This is a genomic window from Paenibacillus brevis (assembly GCF_018919145.1).
Lineage (GTDB): Bacteria > Bacillota > Bacilli > Paenibacillales > Paenibacillaceae > Fontibacillus > Fontibacillus brevis.
The window spans coordinates 137,506-153,157 of record NZ_JAHLQJ010000001.1 but is presented as its reverse complement, the minus strand read 5'-3'; the positions used below and the strand labels follow the sequence as shown (position 1 = coordinate 153,157).

At 48.1% G+C, this 15,652-nt stretch carries 8 protein-coding genes; 4 read left to right on the top strand and 4 right to left on the bottom strand.

From position 1 onward, the window contains the following. Positions 1 to 128 precede the first annotated feature (128 nt). The gene (locus KQJ23_RS00775; RefSeq protein WP_216476681.1) at positions 129 to 5,405 is read left to right on the top strand and encodes an endo-beta-N-acetylglucosaminidase; all 5,277 of its coding nucleotides are present in this window, start codon (positions 129 to 131) and stop codon (positions 5,403 to 5,405) included. Positions 5,406 to 5,466: 61 nt separating this feature from the next. Here the strand turns inward: KQJ23_RS00775 and KQJ23_RS00770 are convergent, their stop codons facing one another. The 4 genes from KQJ23_RS00770 to KQJ23_RS00755 all read right to left on the bottom strand — a co-directional run bounded on the left by KQJ23_RS00770 (position 5,467) and on the right by KQJ23_RS00755 (position 11,618). Further along, positions 5,467 to 7,785 carry a glycoside hydrolase family 65 protein gene (locus KQJ23_RS00770; RefSeq protein ID WP_216476680.1) on the bottom strand — a complete coding sequence of 773 codons (2,319 nt, stop codon included), beginning with the start codon at positions 7,783 to 7,785 and terminating at the stop codon, positions 5,467 to 5,469. A 95-nt stretch (positions 7,786 to 7,880) separates the two neighbouring features. Further along, positions 7,881 to 8,534: a beta-phosphoglucomutase gene (gene pgmB, locus KQJ23_RS00765; protein WP_216476679.1), complete on the bottom strand. Its 654-nt coding sequence runs from the start codon at positions 8,532 to 8,534 to the stop codon at positions 7,881 to 7,883. Between the two features lie 88 nt (positions 8,535 to 8,622). Next, positions 8,623 to 9,657 carry a LacI family DNA-binding transcriptional regulator gene (locus tag KQJ23_RS00760; protein WP_216476678.1) on the bottom strand — a complete coding sequence of 345 codons (1,035 nt, stop codon included), beginning with the start codon at positions 9,655 to 9,657 and terminating at the stop codon, positions 8,623 to 8,625. A gap of 209 nt (positions 9,658 to 9,866) precedes the next feature. Beyond that, complete coding sequence (locus tag KQJ23_RS00755; protein ID WP_216476677.1) at positions 9,867 to 11,618, bottom strand: alpha-glycosidase; 1,752 nt, start codon at positions 11,616 to 11,618, stop codon at positions 9,867 to 9,869. Between the two features lie 434 nt (positions 11,619 to 12,052). Here KQJ23_RS00755 and KQJ23_RS00750 point away from each other — a divergent pair, with 434 nt between their 5' ends. The 3 genes from KQJ23_RS00750 (at position 12,053) to KQJ23_RS00740 (ending at position 15,611) form a co-directional block, all read left to right on the top strand. Beyond that, positions 12,053 to 13,375: a sugar ABC transporter substrate-binding protein gene (locus tag KQJ23_RS00750; protein WP_216476676.1), complete on the top strand. Its 1,323-nt coding sequence runs from the start codon at positions 12,053 to 12,055 to the stop codon at positions 13,373 to 13,375. Positions 13,376 to 13,467: 92 nt separating this feature from the next. Then, positions 13,468 to 14,769, top strand: a complete 1,302-nt coding sequence (locus KQJ23_RS00745) for a carbohydrate ABC transporter permease (RefSeq protein ID WP_216476675.1) — start codon at positions 13,468 to 13,470, stop codon at positions 14,767 to 14,769. Beyond that, positions 14,766 to 15,611: a sugar ABC transporter permease gene (locus KQJ23_RS00740; RefSeq protein ID WP_216476674.1), complete on the top strand. Its 846-nt coding sequence runs from the start codon at positions 14,766 to 14,768 to the stop codon at positions 15,609 to 15,611. The genes KQJ23_RS00745 and KQJ23_RS00740 overlap by 4 nt, the downstream gene beginning before the upstream one ends. The last annotated feature ends 41 nt before the right edge of the window (positions 15,612 to 15,652 follow it).

Sequence of the window (15,652 nt, the reverse complement as noted above, 5' to 3'; positions counted from 1 at the left end):
TTCATTGGATAAATTCTTGGTGAACATTGCAGGTAAGAAGGGAGGATAGTAGAGAGGCTGATATGCATGGGATGATCTCAGGACAGTTCGAACGACATTATAGTCTACTAAGAATTGGAGGTTAGATAATGAATTTTAGCAACAGGAAAAAGGTGAAGATAGCCTCGACAATACTGACATTTGCTTTGGTTCTAACCAGTTTCCCGCTTTACGTGCATGCGGGTGACACTTGGCCGTTTACCGGGGAAAGCGCCCATGGTGAAAACCAGCCAAGTGTTCATGGTTATACCAGCGGGCATGTTTTGAATTGGAGCCCCGAGAGTGATCCGGGCGCTGAACTGCTCAGATCCAGAGTGCCATTGCAACAGCGGATTGACCCGCTGGCCGCTACGCAAAGCAATCCTGACCTAGATCCAAACGTAAAAATGATCAGTGTTGCCGGCGATTATGGAAACGCCTTTATCGAGAACGCACCTTATACCAATAAATTTGCCCAGTACCATTTCAACTTCTGGCAGTACATCGACTATTATTCTTATTGGCATGGAACCGCCACAGCCTATACTCCGCCCGAGTATTACGACGATTTGGCGCAAAGCGATTGGCAGCAAAAATGGTTTGAGTTCGGCATGTTGAATATTCCCAATCCTACCTATACCGATGCCGCCCATAAGAACGGGGTGCTGTCGCTGGCAGGCATTTTTTTCTCCAATAATGACCGCGGCCAGCAAACATACAAGCAAATGATCGTGAAAGATGACGACGGGAATTATCCTGTAGCGGAAAAGCTGATTGAAATGGCCGATTATTTCGGGTATGACGGATACTTCATCAACCAAGAGGAAGTTGGCCCCAATGTCGCCGTAGCAGATATTCCCGATTACATCGGATTTATGAAAGTGCTGCAAAGGGGCGGACTGTATATTCAGTGGTATGATTCGTTGAATTCAGCGAGCGGCAGCAATACATTTGCCAGAACGATTAATGATAGCAATATTTCCTTCCTGTATGACAAAAATGCAGGGGAACAGGTCTCGCAATCCTTCTTTTTCGACTATGGCATGGGGAGTACCCAGATCAATTCCGCCAAAACCTATCTCAATAATTTGAACCAACAGTATGGTACTGATTTTGACCTGTTCGATGTCGGATTTGCCGGTCTGGAGGCTGGGCGCGACCGCTTCAAGAGCGTTCAGGGAACGGCATTGTCAAACAAGCTCTCCAGCGGCTTGCCTCAAGTTAGCATTGCCACACTGGGTGCCGACTTTGTTCATGCCGGCCTGGATGAAGACATGGGGCTTGCCTGGCCTGTCAATCATCGGGCGGAGAACGACTATCAATGGATGACGAAAGTACGGGAACAGCTATGGTGGTCGGGCCCTAACATGGATCCGAAAAACACGGCAAAATCCAGCGCAAATACGGCTTCTGATGTCTATGCCGATAACCGTTATTGGCCGGGCATCGCATCCGTCATCGCGGAAAGATCGGTCATTGGCGAATCCAATTTCTATACGAATTTCAATACCGGTCACGGGCTGTCTTACTATGTTGACGGAAAAGTATCTAATGACAGCGAGTGGTCCAATATGAGCCTTCAGGATATTCCTGTAACCTGGCAATGGTGGCAAGATACCGATGGCAGCCGCCTGACCGTTGATTTTGATTATGGGCCGGAATATAATCTTGCATCAACTCAACGTTTTAACTATCAGCAAATTGGAGCTTATCAAGGCGGCAGTTCCCTGGTCATTAACGGCGATTTGGATGCGGAGAACTTTCTTCGGCTATACAAAACGGATATAAGCGTGAATCCGGGATCCAAGCTGTCAATTACTTATAACAAATCGTCCAATGATGATGGAACCACGCTGCAGGCCGGTCTTATCTTTGAGGATGACCCGACTCAAATCGTGAAGGTTGCTGTGCAGGATAGCGGAAAGAAGACGAACGGTTGGGTTACCGCAGAGTTCGACTTGAGTGCATATGCCGGTAAATCGATTGCTGTTCTGGGTCTAGCATTCGATCCTGGCGCAGGTGTCGTGAATGGCTATCAAATAAACATTGGCCAGATTTCTATTTTCGATGGTTCTGCTACAGTGCCTGGTACTCCGACAGGATTGTCTATTTCAGAGCTCCATCCGAATACGAAGGAATTGATCATTAAGTGGAATCTGGACAACGATTATTCCAGCGTAAAGCAATACAATATCTACGTAAATGATGTGTACATGGGGGGCAAATACGATGAAGTATTTTATGTGAAACAGTTGCCTGCCGACTCAGGAGTGATTAAGGTCGCGGCTGTCGGGGCGGATGGACGCGAGGGTGCGGCTGCTACGGTTCCTTACGATTTGACGTCTGCTCCGTCGAACATAACTGTAGAATCCCGGGAAGACGGGGTGCTGGAGGTAAGCTGGATGAATGCGCCTGGTGCGAGCGGTGATATTACCGTCAGCGTGGCATCCCGAAATTGGACCACAACGGAACAACCCGTAAGTGAACAAACAGTCGTTCCGTCCGGCTCCGTATCTGCTGTGTTTAACAATATGCCGATAAATGGCGACGATTACCTGGTTACGGTTTCTTTAGCAGGCGGACAGTCTGTAATGGCCAACGGGAACTTTATCGATAAGATTGCCGAGCCTTACGCAGAACCATGGTCTTGGAACGGAAATACCTTAAGCTTGCCGATGCCGAATACCAGGGATTGGCGTTATATGTACTTCTATGAGAATGGGGTACTAAAAAGCTTCCCGGTAACCTATATCAGCGGTGCTGCCGGGAATAAAGACCGGATCATACGCGGGCGAACCACCAAAGCCAGCTTGAGCTTCAGCTCGTCCGCAGAAAATATCTATGTGGTGATGGAGGACTACGCGGGGAACAAGTCGGAGCCGGTATATCTGCGGGGGAAGGAGCGTTATACGGTAACCTTTGATCCGAATGGGGGAGAGTCTGGTGTTCCAACGGTGGATTCTGCATTTGGGGCCAAGCTCAGTGAACCCTCAACAATGATGATCAGAGAAGGATATGAATTCCTGGGTTGGTATAATGGCGATACAAAGTGGAACTTTGCGGCAGATAGCGTTAAGCAAGATCTGACACTAACGGCGAAATGGAAGCTTAAGGATCCTGAAGTCGTGCTTATTAAAGAGGGCTCCTTCCGTGAAGGCGCCGCGGCTGCCTTAAAAGCGGTTGCTACAGGTAAAGGAACATTATCCTATACATGGGCTGTCGATGAGGGGAAAGGCTACAACATCATTGCCGTTACCGATACCGTCTATTCGATCCCGCAGATCACTCTAGACATGGATGGGTTTAAGTATAAAGTAATAGTCACTAACGAAGAAGGAGGAGCAGGGGAAGCAGAGACTGCAATAACTGTCACGCCGACGTCGGCCGATCCCGTGGCTCCTGATTTTGAAAGGAATTTGGATGCAGAAAAGACAGTGAAGGAGAATGAGGAAGTTACTCTGTTTGTAAGTACCACCGGCGATGTAGAGCAAGTGGTCTGGGAAGCAAAACTTAAGGATTCCGACACATGGACCCAGGTAGGAGAAGGTTCCGGCACTTATACTTTTACGGCTCAAGCTGAGCACGACGGCGCTCTGTTCAGGGCAGTGCTACGGGGTGTAGCAGGCAGTAACCCTTCCGCAGCAATAAGTAATGAGCTGCTCCTGCATGTGACTCCACTCGTCGTGAATGCCGATCCGGTAATCCATACGGTAGCGGCTTCGAAAAATCCTGCCGAGGTTGGCGATACAGTAACCTTTACAGTCCAAGCATCCGGTGAGGGAGCATTGAGTTATCAATGGTTTAAAGATGGAACTCCTATAGCGGGAGCCACAAATGCAGATTATACAATTGACAGTGTAGCGACTTCCGACGGGGGTACCTATAAGGTTGAAGTAACACATACCATCCGCTTGTACGAACGAGATTATATTGGAGTAAAGGAAAGCGATGAAGTACGATTTACGGTGGAGACAGAACAGTCGGAGGAATGGAGTCTGTTATCTTCCCTAATCAACCAAATCAAGGCATTGAAAAATGACGCTGTATATACTGCTCAGTCCATTGCCGAGTTGAAGTCAAGCTCAGCGTATCTTACGGCTATTGCCTTAACGGCAGATAGCCCAGCCGATACATTGCGGACCGCTTATGAGAATTTGGCACAGGCTCGGAGCCGTATTCTCAAGCTATATGTCCCTGTATCCCCAGGCACAGGTGCGAACGAAGGGACGGGTGGAGATAGCGGGGGAACAAAGACAGATGAGGATACTTCACCATTGCCTCCTTCGAACCCATTCCAAATGATTGTCTCGGAGAAAGATTTGCAGAAAGCAATCGAGGCGGGAGTCGCAGCTATTGCCGCAAAACCGGAAGTTACAAGCATCGACTTGCCTCTAAATGCCGGAGAACTGTTAAATCAAAACATTCTTCGCATTGAGACGGATACAATGACCCTGGATATTCCGCCGGAAGTGCTGAAGCAATTGAAGGATTTATTGGGGGATTCTCCTTTCTCCACATACAAATTGCAACTCGGTATCCAACAGAAGTCCTTGGATCAGGCTGGCATCTCCAACACTTCAGAAATATCGCTTAAGGGCTCGACGGTTAAGCTGGAGTTGAAGGTTGTCAATAATCAAGGAGCGACTGTAAAAGAAATTACTGAGTCCGTTCAGCCTTTAAAAATCGGAATGCCGATTACTACCGGTCTGAATGCCGATCTCTTGGGAATCTATTTGATTAATAATAACGGCAGTTTGACCTATCTGGGGGGAACCCGAAATGGTAATGTGATAGGCTTGGAGGTTGAGCGGACAGGAACCTACGCGCTTTTGGAGTATCATGTCAACTTCCAGGATGTTTCTCATACTCATTGGGCGGCAGATGCTATCAAAATCCTTGCGGCTAAGCATTGGGTACAAGGCGTACCAGGTAATAAGTACGAGCCCGGCCGAACAATTACTAGGGCAGAATTTACAACCCTTGTTGCCAAAGCACTGCATTTGGAGGCACAGAGCGAGTTGAAGTTCAATGATGTTCCTTCGGACGCTTGGTATAAGGATGACCTTGCCAAGTTAGTGAAACTCGGCTTAGTCAGCGGACGATCAGCGGACCGATTCGAACCGAATGCCGAAATTAGCCGCCAGGAAATGGTTACCATTCTGATGCGCGCTTTGGAATTTCAGCAGGATGCAGATGCTCCGGCACCATCTGAATCATCCCGTTTCAAGGATGATTCGAGTATCGCTTCCTGGGCTCGCGCGAGTGTGCATGCTGCTGCCGAGCTTGGACTTGTTAAAGGACAAGGGGATCATTTTGCACCGGCACAATCTGCAACAAGAGCTGAAGCGGCTCAATTCGTTATAAACTTTTTGCTGAATCGGGAATAAGACATCAACAAGAAACAGCCCTGCTCGCAAGAGCTAGGGCTGTTTCTTGTTGTATTTATCTTTACAGGACTACCTGAGATCTTTCAGCTACTACCTCGCTATGACCTTCTACCGTATAACTCTCATCATAGATCCGCACGGCAGCAGGAATATCCGTCTCGTTCGTTACAGTAATGCTGTTCTCGCCGACACTAACCTTCAAGGTAGCTCCCCGAAACATCACATTGAAGGAGAAGGATTTCCAGTGCGACGGTATGAATGGACGGAGCACTAGTTCGTTATTGTGTGCTCGCAATCCGGCAAAGCCTTGGATAACGGCCATCCAGGTTCCCGCCATACTTGTTGTGTGGCAGCCGTCTTCCGTGTCATTGTTGTAGTTGTCCAGATCCAGGCGGGCAGTGCGCAGGTACATTTCATAAGCCTTCTCCTGGTAACCCAGTTCGCAGGCAAGGATTGAATGGACGCAAGGCGACAAGGAGGACTCGTGAACCGTCAATGGCTCATAGAAGTCGAAGTTACGCTTTTTCGTCTCCAGATCATAACGATCTCCTAGGAAATACAGCCCTTGAAGCACATCTGCCTGCTTAATGTAGCAAGAGCGGAGAATCCGGTCCCAGGACCAGTTCTGGTTCAGCGGGAGATGCTCCGGCGCCAATTCCTTGACGGGCACAAGCTCTTTATCCAGGAAGCCGTCCTGCTGCAGGAAGACACCTCGCTCGTTATCCACCGGATAATACATATTCGCGATAATATCCTTCCACTTGCTTGTTTCTTCTTCGCGAAGGCCTAGCTTCTCAACCAATTCCTTATGACGCGCCGGCTCATGCTTGCTTAACTCCTCCAGCACTTCCAGCGTATATTCCAGCGTCCAGACCGCGATCCGGTTCGTGTACCAGTTGTTATTCACGTTGTTCTCGTATTCATTCGGCCCGGTAACGCCCAGCATCACGTACTTGCCCTTTTCCTTGGAGAAATTAACGCGCTCTTCCCAGAACCGGGAAATTTCCGCAAGCACCTCAAGTCCATATTGACCCAAGTAAGCCTTGTCTCCAGTGTAATTGACATAGTTATAAATGGCGTAGGCAATCGCACCGTTCCGGTGAATTTCTTCAAACGTAATTTCCCACTCGTTGTGGCACTCTTCCCCGTTCATTGTCACCATCGGATACAGCGCACCCTTGGTGAAGCCAAGCTTGCGGGCGTTCTCCTTAGCCTTCTCCAAGTGCTTGTAACGATAAATGAGCAAGTTGCGGGCAATGGACGAATCGGCCGTGCTGAGATAGAAAGGTACGCAATAAGCCTCTGTATCCCAATAGGTGCTGCCGCCATATTTTTCACCTGTGAAGCCTTTAGGCCCGATGTTCAGACGATCATCTTCGCCCGTGTAGGTTTGATTCAATTGGAAAATATTAAAGCGAATGCCTTGCTGTGCCGATACGTCACCTTCGATAATGATATCGCTGCCCTTCCATTTTTCCGCCCAGGCATCAGCCTGTTCCTGAAGGAGGATATCGAATCCGGCCGTTTTCGCGGCGGACAGCGCCGCTGTCCCTGCTTCAACCAGCTGGCCCAGACCATGATCACGGGAGGTTACATTGGCAACATATTTATAAAGAGTCAGCGTCTCATCTTTAGCCGTCTCAAAGGAAACCTCGGAGGACACATATTTCTCGTTCTCAACAAGCACAGGCTGGAGATCAAGCGCTGTTCCGTTCTTTGTTACATCAAAGGACATTACCGAAGTAACGTGGAAATCAAGCTTCTTGGTCTTCAAAGTCAGGTAGGAGAGCTCCGGCCCGGCATTTTTCTCAACCTCAAGCCAGAATTTCTCTTCATAGTTGGAATCCTTGTTCTTCACGTCGCCGTCCAGATAAGGGACGAAGGTGATAATACCTGAGAAATTAAGCGGAGTGACCGCATAGCGGATGGCTCCGATTTCATGGCGCTTCATGCTGACAAATCGAATGGTCTCAACCTGCAGTTCCTTGCCATCCTCCATGACAGCCGTGAACCGGCGGGAGAGGTAGCCTTCCTTCATATTCAGTTCACGGACGAACTCTTTGACCTGGCATTGAGCCAGATCCAGCGCAACTCCGTCTAGGAGCACATGAATACCGATCCAGTTCGTACTATTCAGCACCTTGGCAAAATACTCCGGGTACCCGTTCTTCCACCAGCCGACACGTGTTTTATCGGGATAATAGACACCGGCCATATAACTGCCTTGCAGGGACGCGCCGCTGTACTTTTCTTCAAAGTTAGCCCGCTGTCCCATATATCCATTGCCGATGCTGAAAATACTCTCGGAAATCTCATGGGTTGACGGGTCAAAGGACTCCTCGATAATTGACCATTCATCCATTTTTAAGTATTGTCTCATGAAAACCTGCTCCTTTTAGAGGTAGTTCAAAAAGTCGACTTCTTGAACTCGCATTATTAAATTCATTCTGGTATAAACAAGAGAAGCTATCCAGCCTACAGCCCAGTAAGACGTTCGCAGGACATCTGCTCGAGCGATGGAATGACCAGATTGGCTTCGCCCAATGTTTCTTCCGACCCGATACCAATGCTGCGCATTCCGGCGCGAATCGCGGCCTCAATTCCGGCTTCGGCGTCCTCGAAGACAATGCATTCATCCGGGGTTACTCCAAGCTCAGCCGCCCCCAGGGTGAATACCTCGGGATCGGGCTTGGCTGCCGTGGTCTTGGTTCCGTCGATAATGGCATCAAAATACGCTGTCAACCCGGTATTATTGAGAATGGTCATTGCATTCTTACTGGCTGAACCAAGTGCAACCTTGATTCCGTTATTCCGGCATTCCTGTAAAAACTCAAGGGCTCCAGGTAAAATCTCGGAACGATCCATTTTCGAGATCATGTCGACATACCAATTGTTCTTGCGTTCAGCAAGCTCCAGCTTGGCTGCTTCTTCAAGGCTGATTCCGCCGATACTAAGAAGTATGTCCAAGGATGCCATTCGACTCACACCCTTCAGGCGTTCATTATCCTGCTCTGTAAAATCAAAGCCCAATTCCTCTGCAAGACGCTTCCAGGCCAGGTAGTGATATTTGGCAGTATCGACCAAAACGCCGTCCAGATCGAACAGGCAAGCCTTGACTGATGTTGTCATTATTAATTTCCCCCTTTTTAGCGCAAACGTTTGAACAATGTTTGAAAAATAAAAGAAGCGGTTGTCGCTTCTCTTATTCATTGTAGAGTCATTTCTTGGAGACAGAATACATGGATGAATCTCGCACGATCAGCCGATGAGGGATGATCTGTCTGCGCTGATACTTTTTGTCGTTGTTGTTCTGAATCGCCTGGATCAGCACCTGGGAAGCCGTATAGCCCAGATTATAGATTCCGATATCAATGCTGCTCAATGGAGGCGTGGAGAGCTCGGCGATCGGGATGTTATTGAAGCTGACAAGGCATAAATCTTCCGGCACCTTGTACTTCAGCTCATGCAATCCGCGCAATACACCGAAGGCCACCACGTCGTCAATAACGACAATGGCTGTTGGACGATTAGGCAAATTCATGAAAAAGGACATCGCCCGATAGCCGCTTTCCTGCAAAAATTCACCCTCGACAATCCATTCGGGACGCATTTCCAATCCGGAATCATTCAAGGCGCTCATATATCCCTTGAGCCGATCTCTGGATACGACAAGGTCAGGAGGACCGCTGACGAATCCAATACGTTCATGACCCAAGGAAATAAGATGCTTCGTGGCATCATAGGAAGCCTGCACATTATCATTATCCACGGACAGACATTCGGGATAATGCTCGCTCCGGCCAATCAGGACGAAGGGATGACCGTTTTCTTCCAAGAAGCGAACAACGGGGTCATCTTTTCTTGAATACAATAGAATGACGCCATCAACCCGCCGACCGTTCAGCAGCCTGGAGACACATTCAACCTCTTCCTTCTCGTTGGCGCCTGAACTAATCAGGATATCATAGCCAAGCTTGCTCGCCTGAGTGACAATTCCCCGAATCAACTCCATAAAGAAGTAATTTGAGAAGAGCTCCTCGGCAGACTTCGGAAGCATAATGCATATGCTGTTCGTCGTCTTGGAGACCAGGCTCTTAGCCATGATATTGGGGTGATAACCAAGTTGATCCATGATTTCTTTGACTTTTCTCGAAGTTTCGATACTAATTCTTGGATGATTGGATAGCACCCGGGACACCGTAGAGGGGGAAACACCGGCCTTTTTAGCAACATCTTTTATAGTTACAGCCATAAAAAACCTCCTCTGTGGAACCGTTTGCTTTACATTGTAATATTAATCTAAAGATTCAGGAAAGTAAATAGATACACAGGGCGATCAATCTTTGGATCTGGCAAAAATACTTAAAAAATACAAACGTTTGCGCGAAAAATAAGACTGCGAACCAGGGTCAGGCCGCTCAGAGGCAAGAAGTGCATGGAACGGTCTGTAGCGAGCTATGCTTAAATTTGTCTTTTTAAGATTGCGTATCCATAGGCAGGAAGACGAACCTGCAGCGATTTTTCCTCCTCAGAGGCTTCATAGATGCTGCCCGTCAACGCATCGGTCCAATTTACACCCGAGTGGTTCACCGTTAGCGTCTGTGCAGTATCCAGGTTATTCAGCAACATGATAACCCGTTCCTTGCCGAGCTTGCGTTCAAATACAAGCTTGCTTCCTCCGGCATCGGCGGTCAGAAAGCGAATCGAGCCCGTACGAAGCGGAGCCGAGTCTTTGCGAACTTGAATCAGCGTGCGGTAGAACTCATAGAGTTCAAGATCTTGGTCCCGAGGATCCCAAGGCATACATTTCCGGCAATCCGGATCGGCCCCGCCGTCAAGTCCGACCTCATCTCCATAATAAATACAAGGCGTTCCGGAATAAGTGAATTGGAACAGGGCGGCCAGCTTCATTTTTCGCTTATCTCCCTTGCACAGCGTCAATAAACGTGGAGTATCGTGACTATCCAGCAAATTGAAGGCGACCTCGCTGGCCTGACGAGGGTAACGCGACAGCTGTCTGCCAATACTCTCGGCAAAGCCCTTCGCATCCAGAGTACCTCGAACCACAAAATCCAGCACGGCATCCGTGAACGGATAGTTCATGACGGCGTCGAATTGATCGCCTTGAAGCCAAGGAGAGGATTCATGCCATATTTCTCCAAGAATATATGCCTCCGGATTCGCGGCTTTGACCGTCTTGCGGAATTCTCTCCAGAACTGATGATCCACCTCATCAGCCACGTCCAGCCGCCAACCGTCGATCCCAACCTCGCGCACCCAGAAATCAGCCACACCGAGCAAGTATTTCTGAACGTCGGGATGCTGGGTATTCAGCTTGGGCATCATCGGCTCAAAGGCAAACGTATCATAGGTCGGAACCCCGTCCTTTACCTCCAGCGGGAACTGCCGAACGGAGAACCAGTCCTTGTATTGAGATTGAACTCCCTTCTCCAGCACATCGACAAAGGGGGCGAAGGTTTTGCCAGAGTGATTGAAGACGGCATCGAACAGTACACGGATTCCCCGGTCATGACAGGCTCGAACTAAGCGCTTGGCTGTCTCCAAGTCACCGAAATGGGGATCAATCGCCATATAATCAGCCGTATCATATTTATGATTTGTGGTAGCCGGAAATAGGGGAGTGAAGTAAATCGCCGTAATACCCAGCTTGCTAAGGTGATCGAGATGATCCATTACGCCTTGGAGATCCCCGCCAAAGAAATTATCGCGCTCCGGCTTACCGCCCCAAGGAAGCACGCCTTCAGGATCATTGTCAGGATTTCCATTGGCAAAACGCTCCGGAAAGATCTGATAGAATACTGCATCCTTGACCCAATCAGGTACTTTGAGGACATCAGCAGGATTGATGAACGGGTATTCAAATAAACGGTCTGGTTCAATAGGCTCTTCCGTAAAGAACTCATTCTCGTTCATCCATACGGTTTCCTCGCCTGATTTCAACTGAAATCCATACTTGAGCCGCCGATAAGGCGGTTTAACAGCACATTCCCAATAATCAAACAATTCATCGGACGTAAGGATAGACATGGGCACTAATTCTTTACTTTGATCCCACATATATTTATCGCCGACCCAGGCAGAGACCTCGGTTAAATCCCCTTTTTTACAGCGCAGGCGAAGGTGGATAGTCTCAAGATCATAGGCATAGCACCAGTTCAGCTTTGGCCTGTGAAATACAGCCTCAAGCAGCATAACAAAAACCTCCTCAGTTGATAGTCAAGCTGACAGCAATGTCATTCCCCAAGTTGTATAATTGCATTCGGGGTGGGGAAAATAACGGCATTATAACATTGGTTTTTCGAAGGTACAAGCTATGAAAAAGAAAGGAGCACACAAATAATAATTGTGATTTATTATGAAATAGAGAGTATATCGAAGTATTTGAAAGAAAATTAAAGGTAATTACCCAATAAGCACGTGTGCAAACGTTTTTACAAAATAGAACTCGTGTTGTATTATGATCTCAGAAATAAAGCGCTTTCCGGTCATGAAAGCAAGGCTGTATCCGTAGATTCTGCGGAAAAATGCGGAATTTTCGCTTGTGATTGGAATCGTTTGCGCAAGTTTCTGAAAGTTAAATTCCTTAATTGAGGCAGCTTGTACAAAATTTAGGAGGGGTTCGCTTTATGAAGTTGAAAAAGACAATGGTATTACTTGCAAGCCTGACGTTGGTTGCATCGCTTACGGCATGTGGCGGCGGCAACAATACGGCAAACAATGGAGCAAACAACGGAACAAATACACCGGTTGCCGACAATCAAACCAATACAGGCTCGGAAAACACCGGAACAGAAGGACTGCAGCCTGAAGAAGGCGCTGAGCTTCTGGTATGGGAAAGTAAAGAAGAAGTAGCTTTCACCGAAGAAATTGCCAAGCAATTTGAAGAAAAATACGGTGTAAAGATCAAGATTGAAGAAGTAGCAGTCCCTGACCAAGTCGGCAAGATTACGACAGACGGACCATCCGGCCTGGGTGCAGACGTCATGGTTATCCCGCACGATCACCTTGGTAATGCGGCTCAATCGGGCCTGATCCTTGCCAATGATGAATTTGCTGAAGAGACGGTTGCTAACAATACGGAATCCTCCATTGTAGCGTCTACTTATGAGGATACCTTGTACGGATATCCAAGAGCGGCGGAAACAACGGCTTTGTTCTACAACAAATCCCTGCTCCCTGAGCCGCCCAAATCCTTTGAAGAAGTTATTGAGTTTGCAAAAACATTCAACGATACTGCAAAGAAGAAATACGCTCTGATGTGGGAAACAGGCAACTTCTACTTCAACTATCCGTTCGTAGCAAGTACTGGCGGTTACCTGTTCGGTGACAATGGAACGAACAAGGACGACATGGGCCTTGCTAATGATGGCGCAATTGAAGGCTTGAAGGTATTCCAAAGCCTGAAGGAAATCCTGCCGATCAACAGCGGCGACATTAACCCGGATATCAAACGCGGTCTGTTCAACACAGGCGACGTTGCAATGGATATCAACGGTCCTTGGGAACTTGCCGGCTACAAAGAAGCTCTTGGCGATAACCTGGCTGTAGCTCCGATTCCTACAGTTGCAGGAAAGACAGCAATTTCCTTCTCCGGCGTTAAGATCTATGTTGTAAGCTCCTTTACGAAATATCCGAATGCTGCCAAGCTCTATGCTGAGTTTGCATCCAACAAGGACGCTCAATTGTTACTGAACGAGAAGATCGGTTCCATTCCTACCAACCTGGAAGCATTGGAAGATGATCAAATCAAGAACGATCCATTCATCTCCGGTTTTGCTGAGCAAGCGAAGAACTCGCTGCCAATGCCTTCGATTCCTGAAATGGCCAATGTTTGGTCCCCAGTGAACGCAGCTCTGCCGGAAATCTGGAATAACAATGCGGATCCTAAAGCAACAATGGAAAAAGCAATGCAACAAATTATGGATTTGAATAACGGGGTATCAGAATAATCTAACATCTGCGAACCGTAAGGATCTTGTCGACCCGCCGCCACCTGGCGGCGGGTAATTCCTTGATTTTCAAGGGAGAGGAGAATAATGTGATGGACCGACACCGGAACAAAGCAACGATACTGTCGATTTTAAGTATGGGCCTAGGACAGATATATAACAGGCAATATATTAAAGGATTACTGTTTCTTGTATTTGAATTCTTTTGCGTTAGTTACTTTATTAACAATTTGGGCAGGGCCTTCTGGGGCATTGTCACCTTGGGGGATGTTCCCCGGACATTAGTCAAAGGAAAATGGATCGAGGGTGACCATTCCATCTTTCTTATGGTCGAGAGCTTGATTACACTTCTATTCCTGATCATCTTTTTGGTGGTCTATATTCAGAATATTCGCGACGCAAGACAGGTTGCCCGCCTTCGCGAGGAAGGCCATCCGTCGAACAATTTCGTTCAGACGGTTCGTTATGTGCTTGATTACAAATTCCCGGTGGCCCTGTTAAGTGTTCCATCGATCGGAATTCTGTTCTTTACGATTTTGCCGATCATTTTCATGGTGATGATCGCCTTTACGAACTATTCGGCTCCGAAGCACATTCCGCCGGCCATGCTGGTCGATTGGGTCGGATTCGATACCTTTAAAAATCTGCTCGCGCTCAAAACCTGGAGCCAAACGTTCTACGGCGTTCTGACCTGGACGATTATCTGGGCGGTGCTGTCGACCGTAACCACCTACTTCGGCGGTTTGCTCGTGGCTTTGCTGATCAATCAGCAAGGCATCAAGTTCAAAGGGTTTTGGAGAACGATCCTGATTCTTCCTTACGCCATTCCGCAGCTGATCTCGCTGCTTGTCATGAGAAATATGTTTAACGGCCAATTCGGCCCGATCAATCAGTATCTGCAATATTTCGGGATTGGCCAGATTCCTTGGCTGACCCATGAAGTATGGGCCAAAGTCACCGTCATTCTCGTTAATATGTGGGTTGGTATTCCGGTCTCCATGCTGCTCATTATGGGCGTACTGACCACGATCCCAAGAGATCTCTACGAGGCTGCTGAGGTTGATGGAGCCAGCGGTTATCAGAAATTTAGAATCATTACGCTGCCTATGGTGCTGTTTACCACTGCTCCGACCCTCATTACACAGTTTGCAGGCAATATCAACAACTTTAATATGATCTTCCTGCTCACCGGCGGTGATCCGGTTAAGGGCGACTATCAATACGCAGGTGCAACAGACCTGCTCGTTACCTGGCTGTATAAGCTGACGCTGACCCAGAATAAGTACAATATGGCGTCCGCCGTCGGGATCATTATCTTCGTGATCATTGCCTCGTTCTCGATTTATAACTATCGCAGAACCAAGTCGTTTAAAGAGGAGGACATGATCCAATGAGTAAGCGTAAAAATAAAAACATCGTTCGTATGACGCTCAGCTATATTATGTTGACTATCCTTGCGGTCTGTGCGGTGTATCCGGCACTCTGGATCATTCTCGGCTCGGTACGACCGGGGAAGTCGCTGTATAGTAAATCGCTTATTCCTGAGAGCTTTACCTTGCAGCATTATAGCGAGCTATTCAATTCCCGCATCATTTTGTTCCCGCAATGGTATATGAATACGCTCAAGATCGCAGTGCTTTCCATGCTGCTCGGCGTGGCACTAACGCTCTTGACAAGCTATGCGTTGTCCCGTTTCCGGTTCAAAAACCGTCAAAATTTCTTGTCCATCCTGATGGTTCTCGGGATGTTCCCGGGCTTCATGAGTATGATCGCAATCTTCCTGCTCTTGAAGGAATGGTCACTGCTGGATAATCCTTATGCCCTGGTACTGGTGTACTCCTGTGGAGCACCGCTTGGACTAACACTGATTGCCAAAGGCTTCTTCGATACGATTCCGCGCTCGCTTGACGAAGCGGCCAGAATCGACGGTGCAGGCAACTTCAGAATCTTTGCTCATATTATATTGCCGCTGTCCCGTCCGATTCTGACCTATCTGGCTCTTCTGCAATTCGTAGGACCGTGGGTGGACTTCATTTTCGCCCGTCTGATCCTCCGTTCCAAGGAGAACTGGACGCTCGCTGTCGGGATGTGGGATATGGTGGCTTCGCAGCAGAACTCTAACTTTACCGTGTTTGCTGCCGGTGCTGTCCTCATTGCTGTTCCGATTACCATCTTGTTTATGATCATGCAGCGCTTCCTTGTTGAAGGTCTGACTTCGGGAGCGAGCAAGGGGTAAACGTTCTTTTGTCCAACAGGGTATAGCTTACTTACACGAGA

Bases quoted from the DNA above. Each gene is read 5' to 3' on its own strand.
- KQJ23_RS00775 (WP_216476681.1), top strand. From the start codon at position 129: ATGAATTTTAGCAACAGGAAAAAGGTGAAGATAGCCTCGACAATACTG.
- KQJ23_RS00770 (WP_216476680.1), bottom strand. From the start codon at position 7,785: ATGAGACAATACTTAAAAATGGATGAATGGTCAATTATCGAGGAGTCC.
- pgmB (WP_216476679.1), bottom strand. From the start codon at position 8,534: ATGACAACATCAGTCAAGGCTTGCCTGTTCGATCTGGACGGCGTTTTG.
- KQJ23_RS00760 (WP_216476678.1), bottom strand. From the start codon at position 9,657: ATGGCTGTAACTATAAAAGATGTTGCTAAAAAGGCCGGTGTTTCCCCC.
- KQJ23_RS00755 (WP_216476677.1), bottom strand. From the start codon at position 11,618: ATGCTGCTTGAGGCTGTATTTCACAGGCCAAAGCTGAACTGGTGCTAT.
- KQJ23_RS00750 (WP_216476676.1), top strand. From the start codon at position 12,053: ATGAAGTTGAAAAAGACAATGGTATTACTTGCAAGCCTGACGTTGGTT.
- KQJ23_RS00745 (WP_216476675.1), top strand. From the start codon at position 13,468: ATGGACCGACACCGGAACAAAGCAACGATACTGTCGATTTTAAGTATG.
- KQJ23_RS00740 (WP_216476674.1), top strand. From the start codon at position 14,766: ATGAGTAAGCGTAAAAATAAAAACATCGTTCGTATGACGCTCAGCTAT.